The sequence below is a fragment of the Streptomyces sp. NPDC048352 genome, from assembly GCF_040651895.1.
Taxonomy (GTDB): Bacteria; Actinomycetota; Actinomycetes; order Streptomycetales; family Streptomycetaceae; genus Streptomyces.
The window spans coordinates 13,577-36,866 of sequence record NZ_JBEZKZ010000074.1; the positions used below are offsets into that span (position 1 = coordinate 13,577).

Here is a 23,290-nt window from a genome sequence, read left to right on the forward strand (position 1 = left end):
ATGACGACCACCACCACAGACACCACGCCGCAGACGGCGACCACCGGCCGGACGGGAATCTCCTTCCCCGAGAAGACCGCCCGCGCCCTCGCCACCGCCGGCGGCGCCCTCACGGTCATCTCCTGCTTCCTCGCCTGGACCTGGACCTCCGCCTTCCCCGGCGACCTCACCGTCTACGGATACCCCGGCGGCCTCCAGTGGCTCGTCCTCATCGGCGGCGCCCTCACCACGCTCTTCGGCCTCAGCTCCTACGGCATGAAGGGCCTGCGCTGGATCGCCCCCGCCGGAACCGACGCCGCGATCAAGCTCTGCGCCCTCGGCACCCTCCTCACCGTCGCCTACACGGTCTGGGCGATCAGCAACACCCTCGGCGGCCTCGTCAACCTCGAGCCGGGCGGCTTCGTCGCCCTCGCCACCGCACTCGCCGCCTACCTCGGCGCCCGCTCCCTCCCCTTCGAACGGCCCGCCATCGAACTCGCGGACCCCGAAGACACCTGGTGGGAGCAGACCAAGCACAACATCGGCAACAGCTGGGCCGTCACCAAGGCCGCCCACGCCGGCGGCACCGCCAAGCCGGCCCGCGCCCTCCCGGCCTACGCCGAGATCCTCCTCATCACCGCCGTCCTCGCCGTCGCCCTCGGCATCTTCACCTACGGCGTCACCACCCCCTACCAGGAACTCTTCCTGGGCTTCCTGATCACCGCCGGCTTCGGCTTCACCGCCCTCAACAAGGCCGGCCTGGTGGCCCGCTTCACCGCACTCACCACCAAGCACCGCAACGTCGCCCTCGTCGGCGCCTTCGTCGCGGCCGCAGCCTTCCCCCTCACCCAGACCGACGACCAGTACGCGACCCTCGGCGTCAACATCCTCATCTTCGCCACCGTCGCCCTCGGCCTGAACATCGTCGTCGGCCTCACCGGCCTCCTCGACCTCGGCTACGTCGCCTTCCTCGGCGTCGGCGCCTACACCGCGGCCCTGGTCTCCGGCTCCCCCAACTCCCCCTTCGGCGTGCACCTGCCCTTCTGGGCCGCACTCCTCGTCGGCGCCCTCGCCTCCATGGTCTTCGGCGTCCTCATCGGAGCCCCCACCCTGCGCCTGCGCGGCGACTACCTCGCCATCGTCACCCTCGGCTTCGGAGAGATCTTCCGCATCTCGATGAACAACCTCGACGGCGTCAGCGGCCCCGACCTCACCAACGGCCCCAACGGCGTCGCCGGCATCCCCAACGTCGACCTCTTCGGGTTCGACTTCGGCGCCAGCCACACCATCGCCGGATTCACCGTCGGCCGCTTCGCCAACTACTTCCTGCTGATGCTCCTGGTCACCCTCATCGTGATCATGGTCTTCCGCCGCAGCGCCGAATCCCGCATCGGCCGCGCCTGGGTCGCCATCCGCGAAGACGAAACCGCCGCCGAAGCCATGGGCATCAACGGCTTCCGCGTCAAGCTCATCGCCTTCGCCCTCGGCGCCACCCTCGCCGGCCTCGCCGGAGCCGTACAGGCCCACGTGAACTACACCGTCACCCCGGACCAGTACGTCTTCGCCAACGCCGTCCCCCCGAACTCCGCCTTCCTCCTCGCGGCAGTCGTCCTCGGCGGCATGGGCACCATCTCCGGCCCCCTCGTCGGCGGCGCCCTCCTCTTCATGATCCCCAACAAGCTCCAGTTCCTGGGCGAGTACCAGCTCCTCGTCTTCGGCATCGCGCTCGTCATCCTCATGCGCCTGCGCCCCGAAGGCCTCATCCCCAACCGGCGCAACCAGCTCGAACTCCACCAGGACCTCGAAGCGCCCACAGTCCTCGGCAAGGCAGGGGCCTGATCCATGACCACCACCACGACCGAAACGGCAACCGCCGAGACCGTCCTCGACGCACGAGGCGTCACCATGCGCTTCGGCGGCCTCACCGCCGTCAAGAACGTCGACCTGACCGTCCGCAGCGGCGAGATCGTCGGCCTCATCGGCCCCAACGGCGCCGGCAAGACCACCTTCTTCAACTGCCTCACCGGCCTCTACATCCCCACCGAGGGCGAAGTCCGGTACAAGGGCACGGTCCTGCCCCCCAAGTCCTTCAAGGTCACCGCCGCCGGCATCGCCCGCACCTTCCAGAACATCCGTCTCTTCAACAACATGACGGTCCTGGAAAACGTCCTCGTCGGACGCCACACCCGCACCAAAGAAGGCCTCTGGTCCGCCCTCCTGCGCCTCCCCAGCTTCGGCCGGGAAGAGCAGGCCAGCCGCGAGCGCGCCATGGAGCTGCTCGAGTTCATCGGCCTCGACCACAAGGCCGAACACCTCGCCCGCAACCTCCCCTACGGCGAACAGCGCAAGCTCGAGATCGCCCGCGCCCTCGCCAGCGACCCCGGCCTCATCCTCCTGGACGAGCCCACCGCCGGCATGAACCCGCAGGAGACCCGGGCCGCCGAAGAGCTCATCTTCGCCATCCGGGACAAGGGCATCGCCGTCCTCGTCATCGAGCACGACATGCGCTTCATCTTCAACCTCTGCGACCGCGTCGCCTGCCTCGTCCAGGGCGAAAAGCTCATCGAAGGCACCGCCACCGAGGTCCAGAGCGACGAACGCGTCGTCGCCGCCTACCTCGGCGAGCCCTTCGAAGGCGCCCCCGGCGCCGAAGAAGTCGCCGAAGTCGAGGCCGCCGAGGCGCACAGCACCACCAGCACGGACGGAGAGGCCAAGTGACCGCACTCCTGGAGGTCGAGGACCTCCGCGTCGCCTACGGCAAGATCGACGCCGTCAAGGGCATCTCCTTCACCGTCAACGAGGGCGAGATCGTCACCCTCATCGGCACCAACGGCGCCGGCAAGACCACCACCCTGCGCACCCTGTCCGGACTGATCAAGCCCAAGGGCGGCCAGATCAAGTTCCAGGGCAAGTCCCTGAAGAAGGTCCCCGCGCACGACATCGTCTCGCTCGGACTCGCCCACTCCCCCGAGGGGCGGCACATCTTCCCGCGCATGACGATCGAGGACAACCTCCTCCTCGGCGCCTTCCTCCGCAGCGACAAGGAAGGCATCCAGAAGGACGTCCAGCGCGCCTACGACCTCTTCCCCATCCTGGGAGAGCGCCGCAAGCAGGCCGCCGGCACCCTCTCCGGCGGCGAACAGCAGATGCTCGCCATGGGCCGCGCGCTCATGTCCCAGCCGAAGCTGCTCATGCTCGACGAACCGTCCATGGGCCTCTCGCCGCTCATGATGCAGAAGATCATGGCGACGATCGCCGAGCTCAAGGCCGCCGGCACCACGATCCTGCTGGTCGAGCAGAACGCCCAGGCCGCGCTGTCGCTCGCCGACACGGGCCACGTCATGGAGATCGGCAAGGTCGTCCTGTCCGGCCCCGGCCGCGAGCTCCTCGTCAACGAGGACGTCCGCAAGGCCTACCTCGGCGAGGACTGACCCCGCCCGCCCCATGAAGCCGTGAGGCCCGTCTCCCCTCGGGGGGAGACGGGCCTCACGCGTACCGCGCCCTACTTGCCGGCGTTCTGCTTCTTCTCCTCGGCGTCCTCGATGACCGCCTCGGCGACCTGCTGCATGGACATGCGGCGGTCCATGGAGGTCTTCTGGATCCAGCGGAACGCGGCCGGCTCGGTCAGCCCGTACTGGGTCTGCAGGATGCTCTTGGCCCGGTCGACCAGCTTGCGGGTCTCCAGGCGCGCGGACAGGTCCGCGACCTCCTTCTCCAGCGCCTTCAGCTCCGCGAAGCGGGACACGGCCATCTCGATCGCCGGGACGACGTCGCTCTTGCTGAACGGCTTCACCAGGTACGCCATGGCCCCGGCGTCGCGGGCCCGCTCGACGAGGTCGCGCTGCGAGAAGGCGGTGAGCATGAGGACGGGGGCGATGGACTCCCCCGCGATCTTCTCGGCGGCGGAGATGCCGTCGAGCACCGGCATCTTCACGTCGAGGATCACCAGGTCGGGCCGGTGCTCGCGCGCCAGCTCGACGGCGGTCTGCCCGTCCCCGGCCTCGCCGACGACGGAGTAGCCCTCCTCTTCGAGCATCTCTTTCAGGTCGAGACGGATGAGCGCCTCGTCCTCGGCGATGACGACGCGGGTCGTCAGCGGCGGAACGTGCGACTGGTCGGCGTCGGGCGTGGGCGTCGACTCGTGCTCGGCGGTCACGAAGGCTCCTCTTTGCGGGGCATAACAAGCTCCCCCGAGCCTACCTAGCTGCGGTAAGGTGGACACGCAGCGGGTCGGGTGTAACCTTCGATTCGTTGGGCCCCGGTAGCCCAATTGGCAGCAGGCGATGGATTCAAAACCCATACAGTGTCGGTTCGAGTCCGACCCGGGGCACTTTTCCTTTTTTTCCAAGGTCACGCGAGTATCGCGTGACCTTCACTCGTTTCAGCGAAGCGTATCGAAATGCAGCACGCGAGCGAATTCCGCCCGGCAGCGTCGATCGCATGTACGACATGACCACCCGCCGCCACACCCTACGGCTACTCGCCCAGGGGCGAAGCCTGAACTCGGTCAGCAAGGAAACCGGGATATCCCGGGCCGCCATCAGGGACTGGCGCATCCGTATCGAACCACTCCCCCGCCTCAATCAGTCGGCGCCGTGTTCCGGCCCGGCCGACGTTGCCGCCTACGCCTACCTCCTCGGCCTCTACCTCGGTGACGGGTGCATCAGCCCGCACCCCCGCGGTGGGCACCAACTCCGCATCGCGTGCGCGGACGCCTGGCCCGGCCTCATCGAGCTGTGCCGCGCAGCGATCCTGGCGGTACGACCGACCGGCAAGGTCTACGTGTTGCAGCGCCAAGGGTGCGTGGCCGTCACCAGCTACGGACGGCACTGGACGTGCCTCTTCCCCCAGCATGCGCCCGGCAAGAAGCACGACCGCCGCATCGCCCTCGAGGAGTGGCAGCAGGAGATCGTGGACGCGCACCCCTGGGAGTTCATCCGTGGGCTGATCCACTCCGACGGGTGTCGGGTCACCAACTGGACCGTCCGGAACGGCAAGCGGTACGAGTACCCCCGGTACTTCTTCACCAACAAGTCCGACGACATCACCGGGCTCCTGACCCGCACCCTCGACCGGGTCGGCGTCCAGTGGAAGCAGGCGAACAAGCGCAACGTCTCCATAGCCCGGAAGGCATCCGTCGCGCTCATGGACGTCCACGTCGGGCCGAAGTACTGAGGGGTGGTGCCCTAGGTTGAGGGGGTCAGTGGTGTGGGTGTGGGAGGGGAGTTTCGGTGAGTGAGAAGGCTCGGCGGTTGTTCGAGGCGCTGGATCTGAACCATGACGGGCAGTTGACGCGGGCGGAGGTGATTTCGGCTTTGCGGGCGAAGGGGCCGACGTTGGCGGCTCGGGGGGATCTGCCGTTCTGGGGCGTGGGGGACGCGGACGCGTCGTCGGCGTTGTTCGATGCGGCGGACAAGAACGGTGATGCGGTGTTGTCGGTGGAGGAGTTCGAGGCCGAGGTGGACCGTCGGTTCGGTTGGTGACGGCCCTTTGGTGCGCGGACGCCGCCGGAGTCCCGTCCGGGGTTCCGGCGGCGTTTGTGTGGGGCGGGTCAGCGGACGGGGTCGCCGATGTGGTGGATGCGGACGAGGTTGGTCTTGCCGCTGAGGCCGGGGGGTGAGCCGGCGGTGATGACGACGATGTCGCCGGGGACGCAGCGTCCGATGCGCAGGAGTTCCTCTTCGACTTGGGCGACCATGGCGTCGGTGGAGTCGACGTGGGGGCCGAGGAAGGTTTCGACGCCCCAGGTGAGGTTGAGCTGGGAGCGGGTGGCGGGGTCGGGGGTGAAGGCGAGGAGGGGGATGGGTGAGCGGTAGCGGGAGAGCCGGCGGACGGTGTCTCCGCTCTGGGTGAAGGCGACGAGGAATTTGGCGCCGAGGAAGTCGCCCATTTCGGCGGCTGCGCGGGCTACGGCTCCGCCTTGGGTGCGGGGTTTGTTGCGGTCGGTGAGTGCGGGGAGGCCCTTGGCGAGGATGTCCTCTTCGGCGGCTTCGACGATGCGGGCCATGGTGCGGACGGTTTCGACGGGGTGTTTGCCGACGCTGGTTTCGCCGGAGAGCATGACGGCGTCGGTTCCGTCGATGACGGCGTTGGCGACGTCGGAGGCTTCGGCGCGGGTGGGCCGGGAGTTGTCGATCATCGAGTCGAGCATCTGGGTGGCGACGATGACGGGCTTGGCGTTGCGCTTGGCCAGTTTGATGGCGCGCTTCTGGACGATGGGGACGTGTTCGAGGGGCATTTCGACGCCGAGGTCGCCGCGGGCGACCATGATGCCGTCGAAGGCGGCGACGATGTCGTCGATGTTCTCCACGGCCTGGGGCTTTTCGATCTTTGCGATGACGGGGAGGCGTCGGCCTTCTTCGTCCATGATGCGGTGGACGTCTTCGATGTCGCGGCCGGTGCGGACGAAGGAGAGGGCGATGACGTCGGTGCCGGTGCGCAGGGCCCAGCGGAGGTCTTCGATGTCCTTGTCGGAGAGGGCGGGGACGGAGACGGCGACGCCGGGGAGGTTGAGTCCCTTGTGGTCGGAGACCATGCCGCCTTCGATGACGCGGGTGTGGACGCGGGGGCCTTCGACGGCGGTGACTTCGAGGGTGACGCGGCCGTCGTCCACGAGGATGCGTTCCCCGGCGCTGACGTCGTCGGCGAGGCCCGGGTAGGTGGTGCCGCAGGTGTGGCGGTCGCCGGGGTGGTGTTCGACGGTGATGGTGAATTCGTCGCCGCGTTCAAGGAGTACGGGGCCTTCGTGGAAGCGGCCGAGGCGGATCTTCGGGCCTTGAAGGTCGGCGAGGATGCCGATGCTGCGGCCGGTTTCTTCGGAGGCCTTGCGGACGCGTTGGTAGCGCTCCTCGTGTTCGGCGTAGGTGCCGTGGCTGAGGTTGAGGCGGGCGATGTCCATGCCGGCTTCGACCAGGGCTTTGATCTGGTCGTATGAGTCGGTGGCGGGGCCCAGGGTACATACGATTTTCGCTCGGCGCATGGGGCGAGGGTATGCCCTACCGGGGGGTAGGAAATGTGGTGCGGGTGGCGCTCCAACCTCCTTTGGGGGGACGGTTGTTGACATCTATTGAATGTGCACGGGGGTGCTCTGATGAGCACCCCCGAGGGCGGTTCAGAGGACGGGCGGGGTCATGGTGAAGCGGGCGTTGACCTGGGCGTGGACGCTCTGGCGCTGGGGTTCGAGGTCGAGGGGCGGGGCGCCCGCGTCGTCCTGGGCGCCGTAGGTCATGGAGCGGAGCATGCCGGCGGGGGCGGCCATGGCGACGGGGGTGGCGTTCTCGGCGCCGAGGTCGGCGAGTTCGACGAGGGCGGCGAGGTCGGCGCCGAGGGCGTGGGCGTATTCGCGGGCGCGCTGGACGGCTTCGAGTACGGCTTGGCGGCGGGCTTCGCCGTGGGCGGGTGAGGTGGGGCGCAGGGCCCACCAGGGTCCGTCGATCTCGGTGAGTTCGAGGTCGGCGAGGCGGCTGGTGAGTTCGCCGAGGGCGGTGAAGTCGTTGAGTTCGGCGGTGATGTGGACGCGGCCGTGGTAGGCGCGGACGCGTTCGCCGCGGCCGTGGCGGGTGAGTTCGGGGGTGATGGAGAAGGCGCCGGTTTCGAGTTTTTCGACGGGTTCGCCGTAGCTCTTGACGAGGTCGAGGACGGTGTTGTTGCGGCGGGTGAGGTCTTCGAGGGCGGCGCGGCGGTCGGTGCCGCGGGCGGTGACGGTGATGCCGATGCGGGCGATTTCGGGGTCGACGTCGAGGTGGGCTTCGCCGCGGACGGCGACGCGGGGGACGTCGGGGGTTCCGTAGGGCTGGGGCGTGGCGTCCTGGGTCATGGTTTCACTCTTGCACCGTCGCCCGTTCGGGTGTGGTCATCGGATCGAAACCTGTGGGGGGTGTTGCTGATTGTTACTGGTGGGTCAGAATCTACGCGCGTTGTTCACACGCGCTGTTCGCACGCGCTGTGTCACGCCTCGACAACACGCCTCGAAGGGGAAATGGCATGGCGTTTGACCGTAGGACGTTCATGGGGGCTTCGGCCGCCACGGGTGCCGCTGTGGCGATGACGGGGGCTGCCGGCGCTCCGGCCGCTGCCGCGGCCTCGCAGTCGGCGGGGTCGCGGACGTACGCGTTCACCGTGATGGGTACGACCGATCTGCACGGGAACGTCTTCAACTGGGACTACTTCACGGACAAGGAGTTCGACGACAAGGCGCACAACGACGTCGGTCTGGCGAAGATCTCGACGCTGGTGGAGCAGGTCCGTGCGGAGAAGGGACGCTGCAACACGCTGCTGATCGACGCGGGTGACACCATCCAGGGGACGCAGCTGTCGTACTACTACGCGAAGGTGGATCCGATCACCGCGCGGCGTGGTCCGGTGCATCCGATGGCGCAGGCGATGAACGCGATCGGGTACGACGCGGCGGCGCTGGGGAACCACGAGTTCAATTACGGCATCCCGGTGCTGCGCAAGTTCGAGGAGCAGTGTGATTTCCCGCTGCTGGGGGCGAACGCGCTGGATGCGAAGACGCTGCGGCCGGCGTTCGCGCCGTACAGCATGCACCGGTTGCGGACCCCGCACGGGCGGGACGTGAAGGTGGCGGTGCTGGGGCTGACGAACCCGGGGATCGCGATCTGGGACAAGGCGAACGTGCAGGGGAAGATGACGTTCCCGGGGCTGGAGGAGCAGGCGGCGAAGTACGTGCCGCGGCTGCGGTCGATGGGCGCGGACGTGGTGATCGTGTCGGCGCATTCGGGGTCGAGCGGTACGTCGTCGTACGGTGACCAGCTGCCGTACGTCGAGAACGCGGCGGGTCTGGTGGCGGAGCAGGTGCCGGGCATCGACGCGATCCTGGTGGGGCACGCGCACACGGAGATCCCGGAGTACCGGGTGAAGAACAAGGCGACCGGCAAGGACGTGGTGCTGTCGGAGCCGTTGAAGTGGGGGCAGCGGCTGACGCTGTTCGACTTCGAGCTGGTGTGGGAGCGGGGCCGCTGGTCGGTGGCGAAGGTCGCGGCGCGGGTGTTGAACTCGAACACGGTCGCGGAGGACCCGAAGATCACGCGGCTGCTGTCGGACGAGCACCGCAAGGTGGTGGCGTACGTCAACCAGGTGATCGGGACGTCGACGCAGGCGATGTCGTCGGCGGAGGGTCCGGTGAAGGACGTGCCGATCATCGACCTGATCAACCACGTGCAGGCCGAGACGGTGAAGGCGGCGCTGGCGTCTTCGGAGTGGGCGTCGCTTCCGGTGCTGTCGCAGGCTTCGTGTTTCTCGCGGACGGCGGCGATACCGGCGGGGCAGGTGACGATCAAGGACGCGGCGGGGCTGTACCCGTTCGAGAACACGCTGGAGGCGCGTCTGCTGACGGGTGCGCAGCTGAAGGATTATCTGGAGTATTCGGCGCGGTACTACGTGCAGACGGCTGCGGGTGGTGCGGTGGATCCGGCGAAGCTGACGAATGCGGAGAACATCCCGGACTACAACTACGACGCGGTGTACGGGGTCTCGTACGACATCGACATCGCGCAGCCGGTGGGGTCGCGCATCACGGGGTTGTCGTTCCGGGGGAAGCCGGTGGATCCGGCGGCGCGGTTCGTGTTCGCGGTGAACAACTACCGGGCGTCCGGCGGCGGCGCGTTCCCGCACGTACCGAAGGCGCAGCAGCTGTGGGCGGACTCGGACGAGATCCGCAACACGATCATCCAGTGGGTGAAGGCGAAGGGCACGGTGGATCCGGCGGTGTTCGCGTCGGTGGACTGGCGGCTGACGCGGGCGGGCGTGCCGGTGTTCTAGGCCGGTGTTCTAGGCCGGTGTTCTGGACGGCCGGGGCGTGCCGGGCGTCCTGTGGGGTGTGTGCGGCCGGGTCCTGCTGTGGCGGGGCCCGGCCGTGTGCGTCAGGGGAGGTCGGCGAGGGGGCGCAGGTTGAGGGTGGCGTGGGGGCGGGCGGGCTCGCGTTGTTCGAGGCCGAAGGTGGTGAAGGCGGTGCGGTGGGGCTGGGGGTAGGGCTCTTTGCCGGTGAGGGTGTTGAGGATGGCGGCGCTGCGCCAGGCGGCGAGGCCGAGGTCGGGGGTGCCGACGCCGTGGGTGTGGCGTTCTCCGTTCTGGACGAAGACGCTGCCGGTGACGGAGGGGTCGAGGACCATGCGGTAGCGGTCGTCGATGCGGGGGCGGCCTGAGGAGTCCTTGCGCATGTAGGGGTCGAGGCCGGCGAAGAGGCTGGTGAGGGGCCGCTCGCGGTAGCCGGTGGCGAGGACGACGGCGTCGGTGGTGAGGCGGGAGCGGCTGCCCTGCTGGGTGTGTTCGAGGTGGAGTTCGACCTTGGTGGTGGCGACGCGGCCGGCGGTGCGGACGGTGACTCCGGGGGTGAGGACGGTGTCGGGCCAGCCGCCGTGGAGGGTGCGGCGGTAGAGCTCTTCGTGGATGGCGGCGATGGTGGCGCTGTCGATGCCCTTGTGGAGTTGCCATTGGGCGGGGACGAGGCGGTCGCGGACGGGTTCGGGGAGGGAGTGGAAGTAGCGGGTGTAGTCGGGGGTGAAGTGTTCGAGGCCGAGCTTGGAGTACTCCATGGGGGCGAAGGAGGGGGTGCGGGCGAGCCAGGTGAGGCGTTCGCGGCCGGCGGGGCGGCTGCGCAGCAGGTCGAGGAAGACTTCGGCTCCCGACTGGCCGGCTCCGATGACGGTGACGTGTTCGGCGCCGGCGATGCGCTGCCGGTTGTCGAGGTAGTCGGCGGAGTGGATGACGGGGACGGTGGGGGCTTCGGCGAGGGGGCGCAGGGGTTCGGGCACGTGGGGGGCGGTGCCGATGCCGAGGACGAGGTTGCGGGTGTGGGTGCGGCCGAGGGCTTCGGCTTCGCCGTCGGCGTCGAGTTGGGTGTAGTCGACTTCGAAGAGGTCGCGTTCGGGGTTCCAGCGGACGGCGTCGACCTGGTGGCCGAAGTGGAGTCCGGGGAGGCGGCCGGCGACCCAGCGGCAGTAGGCGTCGTATTCGGCGCGCTGGATGTGGAACTGCTCGGCGAAGTAGAAGGGGTAGAGCCGTTCCTTGTGCTTGAGGTAGCTGAGGAAGGTCCAGGGGCTGGCGGGGTCGGCGAGGGTGACGAGGTCGGCGAGGAAGGGGACTTGGAGGGTGGCTCCGTCGATGAGGAGTCCGGGGTGCCAGCGGAAGTCGCGGCGCTGGTCGTAGAAGGCGGTGTCGAGGGGGTCGGCGCCTTGTCGTGGGAGGCCGTGGGCGAGGGCGGCGAGGGAGAGGTTGAAGGGTCCGATGCCGATTCCGACGAGGTCGTGGGGTGCATCGAGCTGGGCGGTCATCGGTGGGTGCTGCCTTCCAGGAGGGTGACGAGGGTGTCCAGGTCCCCCGCCGTGGTGTGGGGGTTGAGCAGGGTCGCCTTGAGCCAGAGGCGGCCGTCGGCGGTGGCGCGGCCGAGGACGGCGGTGCCGTCGTGCAGGAGGGTGCGGCGCAGCGCGGCGAGGCGGTCGTCGTCCGTGGGGGTGGGGCGGAAGAGGACCGTGGTGAGGGTGGGGTGTGCGTGGAGTTCGAAGCGGGGGTGGGCGTCGAGGAGTTCCGCGAGGTGGTGGGCTGTGGCGCAGGTGCGGTCGATGAGCCGGGCGAGGCCGTCGCGGCCGAGTGAGCGCAGGGTGGCGGCGATCTTGAAGGCGTCGGGGCGGCGGGTGGTGCGCAGGGAGCGGCCGAGGAGGTCGGGCAGGCCCGCTTCGGTGTCGTCGGCGGCGTTGAGGTAGTCGGCCTGGTGGGCGAGGGGGGCCAGGTCGGTGGTGTCGGGGACGGCGAGCAGGCCTGCGGCGACGGGTTGCCAGCCGAGTTTGTGCAGGTCGAGGGTGATCGACCGGGCGCGGTGGAGGCCGGTCAGCTTGGTGCGGTGGCGGGGGCTGAAGGCGAGGGCTCCGCCGTAGGCGGCGTCGACGTGGAGGGTGGCGCGGTGGCGGTCGCAGACGTCGGCGAGGGCGTCGAGGGGGTCGATGAGGCCGGCGTCGGTGGCGCCGGCGGTGGCGGTGACGAGCGCGGGGCCGGGGGTGCGGGCGAGGGCGGCGTCGAGGGTGTCGGGGTGGAGGGTGCCGGTGGGGGTGGGGAGGGTGGTGGTGGGGGGCAGGCCGAGGAGCCAGGCGGCGCGGGGCACGGAGTGGTGGGCGTTGGCTCCGTGCAGGACGCGGAGGTGGGGGCCGTGGCGTTCGCGGGCGAGGAGGAGGGCGAGTTGGTTGGCCTCGGTGCCGCCGGTGGTGAGGAGGGCGTCGGGGTGGGGGGTGTCGTAGTACTCGGCGGCGAGGGTGCGGGTGAGGAGGGCCTCGATGGCGGAGGCCGCGGGGGCCTGGTCCCAGGAGTCGAGGGAGGGGTTGAGGGCGCTGACGGCGAGGTCGGCGGCGGCCGCGACGGCGAGCGGGGGGCAGTGCAGGTGGGCGGCGCACCGGGGGTGGGCGGGGTCGGCGGCGCCGGCGGCGAGGGTGTGGACGAGGGTGCGGAGGGCTTCGTGGTCGCCGGTTCCGCGGGCGGGGAGTACGCCGCCGTCGCCGAGGGCGGTGTGGACGCGGGCGGTGACGGCGGCCGGGCCGCCTGCGGGGAGCGGGCCGCGGCGTTCGTCGGCTCCGGTGCGCAGGGCGGTGAGGACGGTGGCGAGGAGGGGCCGCAGGGCGTCGGCGCCGTGGCGGCCGCCGGCGAGCGGGGGCGCGGGGGCGGGCGCGGACTCGGTCATGGGTCCTCCGGGGCGGGCGTCGGGTGCCGGGGGTGGTGTGACACCCGTCCGGTACAACGATCCGACCCGAATGGGGTAACCGCCGGGGTTTGTCCTTCCTTCTTTGAGGCACCGATGGGGGGCGTGCGGGCATGGGTGAGCGCCGCAGTTGCCAGGTCAGAACCAACTGCGGCGCTCGTACGGGGGCCGGGTGCGTCCCGGCGGGGGGTCAGCGGGTGGCGAGGAGGGTGAGGGTGTCGATCACGCGGTTCGAGAAGCCCCACTCGTTGTCGTACCAGGCGACGACCTTGATGTGGCGGCCCTCGACGCGGGTGAGTGCGGAGTCGAAGATCGAGGAGGCGGGGTTGCCGGTGATGTCGGAGGACACCAGCGGGTCGTCCGAGTACTCGAGCACTCCGGCCAGCGGGCCCTCGGCCGCCGCGCGGTAGGCGGCCAGGACGTCCTCGCGCGTCACGTCGCGGGCGACGGTGGTGTTGAGTTCGACGATGGAGCCGACCGGTACCGGTACGCGGATCGAGTCGCCCGACAGCTTCCCGTCGAGCTGCGGCAGGACGAGGCCGATGGCCTTCGCCGCGCCCGTCGAGGTGGGCACGATGTTGACGGCGGCGGCGCGGGCGCGGCGGGGGTCGCGGTGCGGGCCGTCCTGCAGGTTCTGCTCCTGCGTGTAGGCGTGCACGGTGGTCATGAAGCCGTGTTCGATGCCGGCGAGGTCGTCGAGTACGGCGGCCAGCGGCGCGAGCGCGTTGGTGGTGCAGGAGGCGTTCGAGACGATCGTGTGCAGGTCGGGGTCGTAGGCGTCGCTGTTGACCCCGTACGCGAGGGTGACGTCGGCGCCGTCGGAGGGGGCGCTGACGAGGACCTTGCGGGCGCCCGCCTTGATGTGGCCGCGGGCGGCCTCGGCCGAGGTGAAGCGGCCGGTGGCTTCGAGGACGATGTCGACGCCGAGCTCGGCCCAGGGCAGCTGCTGCGGTTCGCGTTCGGCGAGGACCGCGATGCGGCGGCCGTCGACGACGAGGGTGTTGCCGTCGACGGTCACCGGGCGGCCGAGCCGGCCGGAGGTGGTGTCGTAGGCGAGCAGCCGGGCGAGGGTGGCGGGCTCGGTGAGGTCGTTGACCGCGACGACCTCGAGGTCGCTGTCGCGTTCGAGGAGCGCGCGCAGCACGTTGCGTCCGATGCGGCCGAATCCGTTGATGGCGATGCGAGTCATGTGTGCTGTGTCCCTTCTGTTCGCGCCATCAGGTTCGCTCGCCGCGTCCGGAGGTGACAGGGGCGCGATCGCCACTGTTCAAAAGGATCTCGCCATCCGTGTCAGCGGCCGTGTCCCTGGTCATTGGCCGTGGGTGAAGGTGCGGCGGTATTCGGTGGGGGTGGTGTCGAGGATGCGCTGGAAGTGCAGGCGCAGGTTGGCGCCGGTGCCGAGGCCGACGTCGGCGGCGATCTGCTCGACGCTGCGTCCGGAGCGTTCCAGCAGTTCGCGGGCGAGGTCGATCCGGGCCCGCATGACCCACTGCATGGGGGTGTATCCGGTGTCCTCGACGAAGCGCCGGGAGAACGTGCGGGGGGAGACGGCGGCGTGCTGGGCGAGGGTTTCGAGGGTGAGGGGTTCACCCAGGCGGTGCAGTGCCCATTCGCGGGTGGCGGCGAAGCGTTCGCCGAGGGGTTCGGGCACGCTGCGCGGTACGTACTGGGCCTGGCCGCCGCTGCGGTAGGGGGCCGCGACCAGGCGGCGGGCGGCGTGGTTGGAGGCGGCGATGCCGAGGTCGCGGCGCAGGACGTGCAGGCACAGGTCGATGCCGGAGGCGGCGCCGGCGGAGGTGAGGACGCTGCCCTCGTCGACGAAGAGGACGTTCTCGTCGACGTGGACGAGGGGGTGTTTGGCTGCGAGGGCGCGGGCGTAGTGCCAGTGGGTGGTGGCCCGTCTGCCGTCGAGGAGGCCGGTCGCGGCGAGGGCGAAGGCGCCCGTGGAGATGGCGGCGAGGCGTGCGCCGCGCCGGTGGGCGGCGGTGAGGGCGTCGAGGACGGGCTGGGGCGGGTCGTCGCGGTCGGGGTGGCGGTAGCCGGGGACGAAGACGATGTCGGCCCAGGCGAGGGCTTCGAGGCCGTGGGTGACGTAGTAGGAGAGTCCGTCGCCGCCGGTGACGAGGCCGGGTGCGGCGCCGCACACCCGGACTTCGTACGGCATGCTCGCGCGGGTCGTGAAGACCTGGGCGGGGATGCCGACGTCGAGCGGTTTGGCCCCCTCGAGCACGAGAACGGCGACGCGATGCAGGCGGGAGGGTGGCACGGGACAAAGGGTACGCGGCTGGGCCCGTCGGGCGGCCGGGGGTGCTGCGGTGGCCGCCCGACGGCGGGGTCAGGCGCCGCGGACGCGCAGGGCGCGGGCGAGGTCGTCGAGCTGGTCGACGAGGGCGCGGCGCAGCATCGGGAGGATCTCGGGGTCCTCCAGGCAGTGGTGGCCGCTCTGCAGGTGGGCCTCGTCGATGGCGTGGGCGGGGAAGGCCCAGCGGCCGGCGGCCTCGGCGATGGCGGGGCCGCGGCGGGCGGCGAGGGCGACGGCGTCGGGGTAGTAGCGCGGTACGTAGTCCCGTACGAGGTCGCTCTGCTCGGGCTGCCAGAAGCCCTGGGCGGTGGCGGTGAAGAGGTGGTTGGAGAGGGTGTCGTCGTGGAAGAGGCGCTGCCAGGCGGCGGCCTTGGCCTGCGGGGTGGGCAGGGCGGCGCGGCAGCGGGCGGCGCCCTGCCGGCCGGTGGCGCTGGGGTCGGCGGCCAGGGCGGTGTCGATGGCGGTTTCGTCGGCGGCGCCGAGTACGGCGAGGCGGGCGAGGATGCTCCAGCGCAGTTCGGGGTCGAGTTCGGGGCCGCCGGTGACGGTGCCGTCGGCGAGCCAGGCGGCGATGGTGTCAGGCTGGGTGGCGCTGTCGATGAGGGCGCGTACGGCGGCGAGCCGCAGGCCGGGGTCGGTGCCGTCCTCGGTGCGGCGCAGGAGGGCGCGGGTGGCGGAGGTGATGAGGCCGAGGGCGGTGTCGCGGTCGGCGGGGGCGACGTAGCGGTCGGCGATCTGGGTGCGGGCGAAGCCGAGGACGCCTTGGACGACGGCGAGGTCGGATTCCTCGGGGATGTGGGCGTCGAGGGTGTGGAGGTAGTCGAAGGGGTCGAGTTCGCCGTCGCGGACCATGTCGCGCAGGGAGCCCCAGACGACGGCGCGGGTGAGGGGGTCGGGGATGCGGGAGAGGCCGCGGAGGGCGGTTTCGAGGGAGGTTTCGTCGAGGCGGATCTTGGCGTAGCCGAGGTCGCCGTCGTTGAGGACGAGGAGGTCGGGGCGGGGGCCGGCGGCGGAGAGGACCTCGTCGGTGGGGACGTCGAGGTCGAGGAGTTCGGTGCGTTCGAGGCCGCCGTCGGGGGTGGTCGCGTAGGTGCCGACGGCGATGTGGTGGGGGCGGCTGCCGTGGCGGTCGACGGTGAGGGTCCAGCCGTCGGCGCTTTCGTGGAGGCGGGGGATGAGGGTGTCGGTGCCGGTGGTGCGCAGCCAGGTCTCGGCCCAGGTGTGGACGTCGCGGTCGGTGTGGGCGGCGAGGGAGTCGACGAAGTCGGCGAGGGAGGCGTTGGCGAACTTGTGGCGGGTGAAGTGGGTGTTGATGCCGGCGAGGAAGTCCTTCTCGCCGAGCCAGGCGACGAGCTGGCGCAGGGCTGAGGCGCCCTTGGCGTAGGAGATGCCGTCGAAGTTGAGGAGGGCGGAGGCGGTGTCGGGGACGTCGTCGGGGCCGGGGGCGACGGGGTGGGTGGAGGGCCGCTGGTCGGCGGCGTAGCCCCAGGGCTTGCGTTCCATGCCGAACTCGGTCCAGGTGCCGGTGAAGCGGGTGGCTTCGGTGAGGGTCTGGTAGCCCATGTACTCGGCGAAGGACTCGTTGAGCCAGATGTCGTCGAACCAGGCGAGGGTGACGAGGTCGCCGAACCACATGTGGGCCATTTCGTGGGCGATGACCATGGCGCGGCGCTGGCGTTCGGTGTCGGTGACGGCGGAGCGGAAGACGAATTCGTCGCGGAAGGTGACCAGGCCGGGGTTCTCCATGGCGCCGGCGTTGAACTCGGGGACGAAGGCCTGGTCGTAGGAGTCGAAGGGGTAGGGCTCGGTGAACTTCTCGTGGTACCGGTCGAAGCAGGCGGTGGTGAGGGAGAGGATCTCGTCGGCGTCGGCGTCGAGGTGGGGGGCGAGGGAGGCGCGGCAGTGGATGCCGAAGGGCAGTCCGGCGTGTTCGGTGGTGACGCTGTGCCAGGGGCCTGCGGCGACGGCGGCGAGGTAGGTGGAGATGAGGGGGGTGGGGGCGGACCGCCAGATGCCGGCGCCGTCGCCGGCGCGGTCTTCGGAGCGGGTGGCGATGCCGTTGGTGAGGACGGTCCAGTGCGCGGGGGCGGTGACGGTGAACCGGAAGACGGCCTTCAGGTCGGGCTGGTCGAAGGCGGGGAAGACGCGCTGGACGTCGTCCATGAACATCTGGGAGTAGACGTACGTCTCCCCGTCGGCGGGGTCGGTGAAGCGGTGCAGTCCCTCGCCGGTGCGGGAGTAGCGCATGCGGGCGTCGATGCGCAGCTCGTGGCGGCCGGGGGTGAGGCCGGTGAGGGGGAGGCGGCTGCCGGTGAGGGTGGCGGGGTCGAGGGGGTGGCCGTCGAGGGTGGCGGAGCGCAGCTCGTCCGGTTTCAGTTCGACGAAGGTGTCCGCGGCGGCGCGGGCGGTGAACTCGATGACGGTGGCGGACTCGAAGGTTTCGTCGCCGGTGGTGAGGTCGAGGCCGACGACGTAGCTGTGGACGTCGAGGAGCTGTGCTCGGAGCTGCGCTTCGTTGCGCGTCAGTGCGGACATGGGGCCCATGCTGCCGGAAGGCGGCGCGGGGCCCCAGGGTCACGGCGGGCGGGGCTCTACTCTTCGCCGGCGGCGATGGTCTCGTGGTGGCGGATGACTTCGGCGATGATGAAGTTGAGGAGCTTCTCGGCGAAGGCCGGGTCGAGCTTGGCGTTCTCGGCGAGCTGGCGCAGGCGGGCGATCTGGCTGGCCTCGCGGCCCGGGTCGGCCGGCGGCAGGTGGTGCTTGGCCTTGAGGTGGCCGACCTGCTGGGTGCACTTGAAGCGCTCGGCGAGCATGTGGACCACGGCCGCGTCGATGTTGTCGATGCTGTCGCGCAGGCGGGACAGTTCGGCGGTGACGTTCTCGTCGATCTCGTCGATGTCGCTGTTGTTCATGGTTCCCGAGAATACGTGGCGGGCGCCGCGGGTACCTCGGCCAGCCGGTCCGTGAGACGCGGGCCCGCGGTGGTCCGGAAGAGAGGCCCCGGAGGGGCAGGGTGCGCAGGCCGACCCCCGTCGCGGTCCTCCCCTCAGGCCGGGGTGGCGGCGAGGCCGCTCTCCCAGGCCCAGGCCGCGATCTCGACGCGGTTGCGGGCGTCCAGTTTGGCCTGGACGTTGGCCAGGTGGGTCTTGACGGTGGACAGGGACACGTAGAGCTCGCCGGCGATCTCGGCGTTGGTCAGCCCCCGCGCGAGGCGGCGTACGACGTCCCGTTCCCGCTCGGTGAGGGGTTCGGCGGGGCGGCGGGCCGGGTGGGCGGCGGGGAGGCGGGGGGCCATGTCGCGCAGCAGCCGCACGGTGATGGCGGGTGAGACGAGGGAGTCGCCGACGGCGGCCGCCCGGACGGCTTCGACGAGCATGGCCGGGCTCGCGTCCTTGAGGAGGAAGCCGGACGCGCCGCCGTGCAGGGCCGCGTGGACGTATTCGTCGAGGTCGAAGGTGGTGACGATGACGATGTGCGGGGCGTCCGGCCCGCTGTGCCCGTCGGGCCCGCCCTGGCCGTCGTCTGGGCCCCGGCCGCCGTGTCCGCAGAGCCGGCGGGTGACTTCCAGTCCGTCGAGCTTCGGCATGCGGATGTCGAGGAGGAGGACGTCGGGGCGGTGCTCGGCGACCGCGGCGAGGGCCGCTTCGCCGTCGGCGACGTCCGCGACGACCTCTATGTCGGACTGGCTTTCGAGGATCATCCGGAATCCGGCCCTGACCATGTCCTGGTCGTCCGCGATGACCACTCTGATCGTCATGCGCCGCCTGCCCCACTGTCGCCCGCCGCTGCCGCTGGATCCCTCCCATGGGACCCGCGCGGGCTGCGGCCCGCAACCGGTGGGGCGGTGCGGGCCGCCGTGCCCCGTCCTCGCGGCCGGCGCGGGTGGGGGTCCGGCGGCGAGGACGGGGAGGAGGAGGGTTACAGGGTGGCCGCCGCCGCCTTGATGTCGGCGGCGAAGGTGGAGACCTCGGTGTACACGCCGGGGTAGCCGGCCCGGGCGCAGCCCTCGCCCCAGCTGACGATGCCGACCTGGATCCAGGCGTTGGTGTTGTCGCGGCGGAACATGGGGCCGCCGGAGTCGCCCTGGCAGGTGTCGACCCCGCCCTGGGCGTAGCCGGCGCAGATCTCCTCGGCCGGGACGAGCTCGTTGCCGTAGGAGCTCTGGCAGGAGGCGTCGGAGACGAAGGGGACCTGGGCCTTGAGGAGGTAGCGCTGCTGGCTGCCGCCTTCGCGGGCGGCGCCCCAGCCGGCGACGGTGAAGGTGCCGTTGTCGTACGCCTTGGTGTCGGCGATCTTGAGGGTGGGCAGGTTGACGGGCTTGGCGAGCTTGATCAGGGCCCAGTCCTTGCCCTTGCCGTTGTAGCCGGGGGCCTGGAGCACCTTGGTGGACCTGACCTTGGTGGCGGCGGAGCTGTTGAGGTCGACGACGCCGGCGGTGGCGGTGATGGAGGTGTTGTTGCCGGAGCCGCTGACGCAGTGGGCGGCGGTGAGCACGATCTGCTGGGTGTAGAGGGCTCCGCCGCAGCCCATGGAGAGGCGGACCATGAAGGGGAACTCCCCCTGCGCGGCGCGGGTTCCGCCGACGACGGGGGTGGGGGCGGCGTTGGCGCCGGCGGGCTGGAGGCTGACGGCGGCGAGGGTGACGGCGCCGACGGCGAGGGTGCGCTTGATGAGTCTGCCAAGGGTGGTCACGGTCAACACACTGCCTTTCGTGGGGGGTTGGGCTGTGCGTGCCATCGGGATGAATGACGAGTCCATGACACATCCGCGGGACGGGCACCAACAAGAACGTGTTTTCGGACACCTTCCGGCGCTTTCGGCGAGGGGGCGAAACGCCATTCACCGGACGGTCGCGAAAAGTTTCCTACCGGCCAGTAGACAGGGGTGCGGTTCTGGCCAACTCTGGTCACGTACATGCCAATCCGTGACCGAGGAGCGCCCCCCATGCGCCGCACCCCCCGCACCCGCCCCTCCCGTACTGCCGCCGCCGCAGTGGCCGCCGCGGCAGCCGTGGTGACCCTGCTGCCGACCGGCGCCGCCGCGGCCACCACGGCACCGGCCCCGGTGCCGGCCGCCTCCTCCGCCCCCGGCGGCAACGCGGCGATCCTCGGCATCGACTACACCGCCTGGCAGCGCGACGTGGCCGCCGTCATCGACGCCGCCCGTCCCGCCATCGAGCAGCGCATCGCCGCGTCCCCCGCCGGCGAGAGGCCCGCGATCGTCCTCGACATCGACAACTCGTCACTGGAGACGGACTTCCACTGGTTCTGGACGTTCCCGACGCCCGCGATCGAGAAGGTCCGCGCGCTGACCCGGTACGCGAACGACCGCGGGGTGGCCATCTTCTTCGTCACCGCCCGCCCCGGGATCGTGTACTCGCTGACCGAGCGCAACCTGAAGTCGGTCGGCTACCCGGTCAGCGGGCTGTACGTACGGGACCTGCCGGCGCTGTTCGAGCAGGTCAGCGCGTACAAGACGGCCAAGCGGGCGGAGATCGAGGCCCGCGGCTACACGATCATCGCGAACATCGGGAACAACGAGAGCGACCTCGTCGGCGGCCACGCCGAACGCACCGTCAAGCTGCCCGACTACGGCGGCAAGCTGTCCTGACCGGGCACCCCTCGGCGGCCGCCCGCCCGGCGGCCGCCGTCTCAGCCCCCGCACCCTCCGTGCATGCTGCCGCAGCCCTGTGATCCGTGAGTCCAGTGCACCTCGTCGGAGCCGTCGTCGTCACCGGCCTCCCCGGGCGCGTCACAGAGGACTATGAGCACGCCGGTGACCAGCAGGGGAGCCAGGGCTATGGCGGTCATCCACCAGCCGAGTCCCTCCTGGACGCCCCGCAGGTCCGGATCCAGCAGGATCCAGCCCAGCACCCCCCACACCCCCCAGGTCAGCACGGAACTGATCGTGGACCAGTTTTCCCGGCGCATGCTCCACCCCCGTCACGTCGTCCCCTGCGTAGTGCCCGGGGCGCGGCAGTGGAACACACGGCTCCGTCAACCGCCCGCGGCTGTGGCTCCCGGCTCGGCGGCGGTGCCGGGGTCACGAGGGAGAACATGAGGGGCCGGCTGCGGTTCAGCGGGGGGATGTAGCGGGTAGTCATATCCCAGCGCACGAGTGAGCCTCCGGGCCCGACCCCTCGCCAGGGGGCCGGGCCCGGAGCCGTTCTCGGAGGCGGGCCGGGACCTCAGGGGCCCCGGCCCGCCTCGGTCTCCCTCCCCCTCCTCCTAGGAATGCGGGTCCTGCTTCGGGCCGCCGGGGCAGACCTGCCAGGCGAGGTGGTAGAGGGTGCTGACGCTGGCGTCCGTGGAGTCCATGGCCATGAAGCTCGTGGACGTCTGCGGGTTGGAGGTGCCGGCGTTCACCCGCAGTTCGGTGTTGATGTTGAAGTTGCGCTTCTCCCCGCAGGGGGCCCAGACCAGGTCGGCGTACTCGGTCTTGTCGCTCGTCTGCCAGTTGTCGTTGAGCGGGCCGGTGAACTGGTGGGTCCGCTGGGACGTCTGCGGCATCCCCTGGAAGTAGTAGCTCGCCCTTTCCTGGCCGGACGCGCCGGGCTGGAGGAAGGCGAAGCCGCGGTAATCGGCCTGCACGATGGCGTAGGTGAAGCCGGACGGCACGTGGACGCGGAGGTTGAGCTGGCAGTTCTTGCGGAAGGCGGTCGGCGGGGCGCCGGGGCCGACCTGGGCGAGGTAGTCGCTGTAGGTGACGGTGAAGGCGGTGTTGTCGGGGGCGACGGCCACCTCGGCGGTGCCTTCGCGGCAGCCGGAGCCGTTGACGGTGGCGAGCTCGATCACGATCTTGTCGGGTGGGACGGTGATCGGGGCGGCGGCGACGGCGGGCGTCGAGGCGCCGATGAGGGCGGCGGCTGCGGCGCCTATGAGCAGGGGGCGGAACGGGGGACGAGACATCGTTGTCACTCCTGACCGTGGGGTCGATTTCCCGCGCGCACGCGTCGGCGTCACGCGGCGGGACATTCCTTCCACTCGAAGTGGTAGACGGTGCTGACGCTCCCGTCGGTCGAGTCCATGCTCATGAAGCTCAGCGCCTGCGGGCTCGACGTGCCCGCGTAGACCCGCAGTTCGGTGTTGACGTTGAGGTTGCGCTCCTCGCCGCAGGGGGCCCAGACCAGGTCGGCGTACTCGGTCCGGTCGGCGGCCTGCCAGTTGTCGGTGACGGGACCGTTGAACTGGTGGGTGGTACGGGCCGTCTGGGCGGCGCCCTGGAAGTAGTAGTTCGCCCGCTCCTGGCCGTAGGCGCCGCGCTGGAGGTGGGCGAAGCCGCGGTAGTCGGCGCGGGCGATGGCGTACGTGAACCCCTGGGGGACGTGGATGCGCAGGGCCAGCTGGCAGTTCTTGCGGAACTCGGTGCCGCCGGAGCCGGCTCCCGTCTGCGCGAGGTAGTTGCTGTAGGTGACGGTGAACGCGGTGTTGTCGGAGGCTGCGGCGACGTCCGCGGTGCCCTGGGGGCAGCCGGAGCCGTTGACGCCGACGACGTCGACGGTGATGCGGCCGGGCGGCGGGACGGAGGGGGTGTCGGCCTGGGCGGGGGCGGGCACGGCGAGGGCCGTCGCTGCGGCGACGGCGGCGCCGACGGCCGTTCTGCGGAGCGGCATTGCGGTTCTCCATTCGTGCGGACGAGCACGGGGTTGGGCGTGCAGGGGGTTGGGCGTGCACATGCCATCACGCTGCCGCGGGGGCGGGGAGGACGGGATACGGCCAACGCCGTCGCGGCCCGTGCCCCTGGCCGGATCCGCCGAGCGCGGCCGCGGCCCCACGCCGCCCATCAGCGGGCCCGCCGCGGCGTGACGGCCCGCGTCGCCCGGCAGCGGACGGCAGTTGTCCGGTTCCCCGGCCGGCCGATGCGCTCGCCGCGCCGCTCGCACGGTTCGCCGCAAGCGGCCTCCCCACCTGCCACCACTGCCCGGCCCCATCCCCTGCCCGCCCGGCCCCCGTCCCCCGTCCCCCTCCGACAGGCCGGAAGTACCCGGCCCCGCCGACGACGGGCGACACCCGCGTCCGGCCACAACCGAGCCCAGCTGTCCGGCGCGGGGGCCCGGTGAGCGCAGCCCAACCCAGCCCCGCCGGCGTTTGAGGCGCGGGGGTCTGGGGGCGGAGCCCAACCCAGCCCCGCCGGCGTGTGCAGCGCGGAGGCCCGGGGTCCGCAGCCCAACCCAGCCCCGCCGGCATTTGAGGCGCGAGGGTCTGGGGGCGGAGCCCCCAGGGGGCCGGGGCGGCCCCCGGGGGAACGGGGGAAGGGGGGGGGGGGGAGCAGCCCGCGCCGCGGGGCCGCGGCCCCCGGCGGGGGGC

General features: G+C 70.9%; 21 protein-coding genes and 1 tRNA gene. 8 read left to right on the forward strand and 14 right to left on the reverse strand.

What is annotated here, in order from left to right:
* The 3 genes from AB0D45_RS28330 to AB0D45_RS28340 are packed head-to-tail and all read left to right on the forward strand — an operon-like array spanning position 1 to position 3,410.
* Positions 1-1,818, forward strand: coding sequence for a branched-chain amino acid ABC transporter permease (locus AB0D45_RS28330; RefSeq protein ID WP_362464148.1), 1,818 nt, complete (start codon positions 1-3; stop codon positions 1,816-1,818).
* Between the two features lie 3 nt (positions 1,819-1,821).
* Positions 1,822-2,697: an ABC transporter ATP-binding protein gene (locus AB0D45_RS28335; protein ID WP_361608083.1), complete on the forward strand. Its 876-nt coding sequence runs from the start codon at positions 1,822-1,824 to the stop codon at positions 2,695-2,697.
* Positions 2,694-3,410, forward strand: coding sequence for an ABC transporter ATP-binding protein (locus tag AB0D45_RS28340; RefSeq protein ID WP_362464150.1), 717 nt, complete (start codon positions 2,694-2,696; stop codon positions 3,408-3,410). Before AB0D45_RS28335 ends, AB0D45_RS28340 begins: the two co-directional genes overlap by 4 nt.
* 71 nt (positions 3,411-3,481) lie before the next feature.
* Here the strand turns inward: AB0D45_RS28340 and AB0D45_RS28345 are convergent, their stop codons facing one another.
* Positions 3,482-4,135: a response regulator gene (locus tag AB0D45_RS28345; RefSeq protein WP_361608078.1), complete on the reverse strand. Its 654-nt coding sequence runs from the start codon at positions 4,133-4,135 to the stop codon at positions 3,482-3,484.
* Between the two features lie 99 nt (positions 4,136-4,234).
* Here AB0D45_RS28345 and AB0D45_RS28350 point away from each other — a divergent pair.
* The 3 genes from AB0D45_RS28350 to AB0D45_RS28360 all read left to right on the forward strand — a co-directional run bounded on the left by AB0D45_RS28350 (position 4,235) and on the right by AB0D45_RS28360 (position 5,462).
* Positions 4,235-4,309, forward strand: a tRNA-Leu gene (locus AB0D45_RS28350).
* 110 nt (positions 4,310-4,419) lie between these two features.
* Complete coding sequence (locus AB0D45_RS28355; RefSeq protein WP_362464153.1) at positions 4,420-5,154, forward strand: transcriptional regulator; 735 nt, start codon at positions 4,420-4,422, stop codon at positions 5,152-5,154.
* Between the two features lie 56 nt (positions 5,155-5,210).
* Positions 5,211-5,462 carry an EF-hand domain-containing protein gene (locus AB0D45_RS28360; protein WP_362464156.1) on the forward strand — a complete coding sequence of 84 codons (252 nt, stop codon included), beginning with the start codon at positions 5,211-5,213 and terminating at the stop codon, positions 5,460-5,462.
* Between the two features lie 68 nt (positions 5,463-5,530).
* Here the strand turns inward: AB0D45_RS28360 and pyk are convergent, their stop codons facing one another.
* Entirely contained in the window at positions 5,531-6,958 is a 1,428-nt protein-coding gene (gene pyk, locus AB0D45_RS28365; protein ID WP_362464158.1) for a pyruvate kinase, read from the reverse strand.
* A gap of 132 nt (positions 6,959-7,090) precedes the next feature.
* Positions 7,091-7,795 (reverse strand): SIMPL domain-containing protein, encoded by a 705-nt coding sequence (locus tag AB0D45_RS28370; RefSeq protein ID WP_362464160.1) that lies wholly within the window; start codon positions 7,793-7,795, stop codon positions 7,091-7,093.
* A 167-nt stretch (positions 7,796-7,962) separates the two neighbouring features.
* On the opposite strand from AB0D45_RS28370, the gene AB0D45_RS28375 reads away from it, so the two are divergent.
* Positions 7,963-9,759 (forward strand): 5'-nucleotidase C-terminal domain-containing protein, encoded by a 1,797-nt coding sequence (locus AB0D45_RS28375; RefSeq protein ID WP_362464163.1) that lies wholly within the window; start codon positions 7,963-7,965, stop codon positions 9,757-9,759.
* Positions 9,760-9,860: 101 nt separating this feature from the next.
* Here AB0D45_RS28375 and AB0D45_RS28380 read toward each other — a convergent pair whose 3' ends face one another.
* The 8 genes from AB0D45_RS28380 to AB0D45_RS28415 form a co-directional block, all read right to left on the reverse strand.
* Entirely contained in the window at positions 9,861-11,270 is a 1,410-nt protein-coding gene (locus AB0D45_RS28380) for a SidA/IucD/PvdA family monooxygenase (protein ID WP_362464165.1), read from the reverse strand.
* Positions 11,267-12,664, reverse strand: coding sequence for an aminotransferase class V-fold PLP-dependent enzyme (locus tag AB0D45_RS28385; RefSeq protein ID WP_362464166.1), 1,398 nt, complete (start codon positions 12,662-12,664; stop codon positions 11,267-11,269). Before AB0D45_RS28385 ends, AB0D45_RS28380 begins: the two co-directional genes overlap by 4 nt.
* A 208-nt stretch (positions 12,665-12,872) precedes the next feature.
* Positions 12,873-13,871: a type I glyceraldehyde-3-phosphate dehydrogenase gene (gap, locus tag AB0D45_RS28390; protein ID WP_361609023.1), complete on the reverse strand. Its 999-nt coding sequence runs from the start codon at positions 13,869-13,871 to the stop codon at positions 12,873-12,875.
* 120 nt (positions 13,872-13,991) lie between these two features.
* Entirely contained in the window at positions 13,992-14,948 is a 957-nt protein-coding gene (locus AB0D45_RS28395) for a helix-turn-helix domain-containing protein (protein WP_361609025.1), read from the reverse strand.
* Between the two features lie 69 nt (positions 14,949-15,017).
* On the reverse strand, positions 15,018-17,519 hold the full coding sequence (pepN, locus tag AB0D45_RS28400) for an aminopeptidase N (protein ID WP_362464169.1): 2,502 nt from the start codon (positions 17,517-17,519) through the stop codon (positions 15,018-15,020).
* Between the two features lie 56 nt (positions 17,520-17,575).
* Positions 17,576-17,896, reverse strand: coding sequence for a chorismate mutase (locus AB0D45_RS28405; protein WP_361609029.1), 321 nt, complete (start codon positions 17,894-17,896; stop codon positions 17,576-17,578).
* A 134-nt stretch (positions 17,897-18,030) separates the two neighbouring features.
* On the reverse strand, positions 18,031-18,741 hold the full coding sequence (locus AB0D45_RS28410) for a response regulator transcription factor (protein ID WP_362464171.1): 711 nt from the start codon (positions 18,739-18,741) through the stop codon (positions 18,031-18,033).
* Positions 18,742-18,902: 161 nt separating this feature from the next.
* A complete protein-coding gene (locus tag AB0D45_RS28415) occupies positions 18,903-19,721 on the reverse strand; it encodes a serine protease (RefSeq protein WP_362464174.1) in 819 nt (272 codons plus the stop codon).
* Between the two features lie 207 nt (positions 19,722-19,928).
* Here AB0D45_RS28415 and AB0D45_RS28420 point away from each other — a divergent pair, with 207 nt between their 5' ends.
* The gene (locus AB0D45_RS28420; RefSeq protein ID WP_362464177.1) at positions 19,929-20,594 is read left to right on the forward strand and encodes an HAD family acid phosphatase; all 666 of its coding nucleotides are present in this window, start codon (positions 19,929-19,931) and stop codon (positions 20,592-20,594) included.
* A gap of 41 nt (positions 20,595-20,635) precedes the next feature.
* Here AB0D45_RS28420 and AB0D45_RS28425 read toward each other — a convergent pair whose 3' ends face one another.
* The 3 genes from AB0D45_RS28425 to AB0D45_RS28435 all read right to left on the reverse strand — a co-directional run bounded on the left by AB0D45_RS28425 (position 20,636) and on the right by AB0D45_RS28435 (position 22,596).
* Complete coding sequence (locus AB0D45_RS28425) at positions 20,636-20,881, reverse strand: hypothetical protein (RefSeq protein ID WP_362464180.1); 246 nt, start codon at positions 20,879-20,881, stop codon at positions 20,636-20,638.
* Positions 20,882-21,211: 330 nt separating this feature from the next.
* Complete coding sequence (locus tag AB0D45_RS28430; protein ID WP_361609037.1) at positions 21,212-21,892, reverse strand: DUF4360 domain-containing protein; 681 nt, start codon at positions 21,890-21,892, stop codon at positions 21,212-21,214.
* 50 nt (positions 21,893-21,942) lie between these two features.
* Entirely contained in the window at positions 21,943-22,596 is a 654-nt protein-coding gene (locus AB0D45_RS28435; RefSeq protein ID WP_362464183.1) for a DUF4360 domain-containing protein, read from the reverse strand.
* Positions 22,597-23,290 lie beyond the last annotated feature (694 nt).

Bases quoted from the DNA above. Each gene is read 5' to 3' on its own strand.
- AB0D45_RS28420 (WP_362464177.1), top strand. From the start codon at position 19,929: ATGCGCCGCACCCCCCGCACCCGCCCCTCCCGTACTGCCGCCGCCGCA.
- AB0D45_RS28385 (WP_362464166.1), bottom strand. From the start codon at position 12,664: ATGACCGAGTCCGCGCCCGCCCCCGCGCCCCCGCTCGCCGGCGGCCGC.
- AB0D45_RS28435 (WP_362464183.1), bottom strand. From the start codon at position 22,596: ATGCCGCTCCGCAGAACGGCCGTCGGCGCCGCCGTCGCCGCAGCGACG.
- pepN (WP_362464169.1), bottom strand. From the start codon at position 17,519: ATGTCCGCACTGACGCGCAACGAAGCGCAGCTCCGAGCACAGCTCCTC.
- pyk (WP_362464158.1), bottom strand. From the start codon at position 6,958: ATGCGCCGAGCGAAAATCGTATGTACCCTGGGCCCCGCCACCGACTCA.
- AB0D45_RS28405 (WP_361609029.1), bottom strand. From the start codon at position 17,896: ATGAACAACAGCGACATCGACGAGATCGACGAGAACGTCACCGCCGAA.
- AB0D45_RS28355 (WP_362464153.1), top strand. From the start codon at position 4,420: ATGTACGACATGACCACCCGCCGCCACACCCTACGGCTACTCGCCCAG.
- AB0D45_RS28415 (WP_362464174.1), bottom strand. From the start codon at position 19,721: ATGGCACGCACAGCCCAACCCCCCACGAAAGGCAGTGTGTTGACCGTG.
- gap (WP_361609023.1), bottom strand. From the start codon at position 13,871: ATGACTCGCATCGCCATCAACGGATTCGGCCGCATCGGACGCAACGTG.
- AB0D45_RS28380 (WP_362464165.1), bottom strand. From the start codon at position 11,270: ATGACCGCCCAGCTCGATGCACCCCACGACCTCGTCGGAATCGGCATC.
- AB0D45_RS28430 (WP_361609037.1), bottom strand. From the start codon at position 21,892: ATGTCTCGTCCCCCGTTCCGCCCCCTGCTCATAGGCGCCGCAGCCGCC.
- AB0D45_RS28370 (WP_362464160.1), bottom strand. From the start codon at position 7,795: ATGACCCAGGACGCCACGCCCCAGCCCTACGGAACCCCCGACGTCCCC.
- AB0D45_RS28330 (WP_362464148.1), top strand. From the start codon at position 1: ATGACGACCACCACCACAGACACCACGCCGCAGACGGCGACCACCGGC.
- AB0D45_RS28335 (WP_361608083.1), top strand. From the start codon at position 1,822: ATGACCACCACCACGACCGAAACGGCAACCGCCGAGACCGTCCTCGAC.
- AB0D45_RS28375 (WP_362464163.1), top strand. From the start codon at position 7,963: ATGGCGTTTGACCGTAGGACGTTCATGGGGGCTTCGGCCGCCACGGGT.
- AB0D45_RS28410 (WP_362464171.1), bottom strand. From the start codon at position 18,741: ATGACGATCAGAGTGGTCATCGCGGACGACCAGGACATGGTCAGGGCC.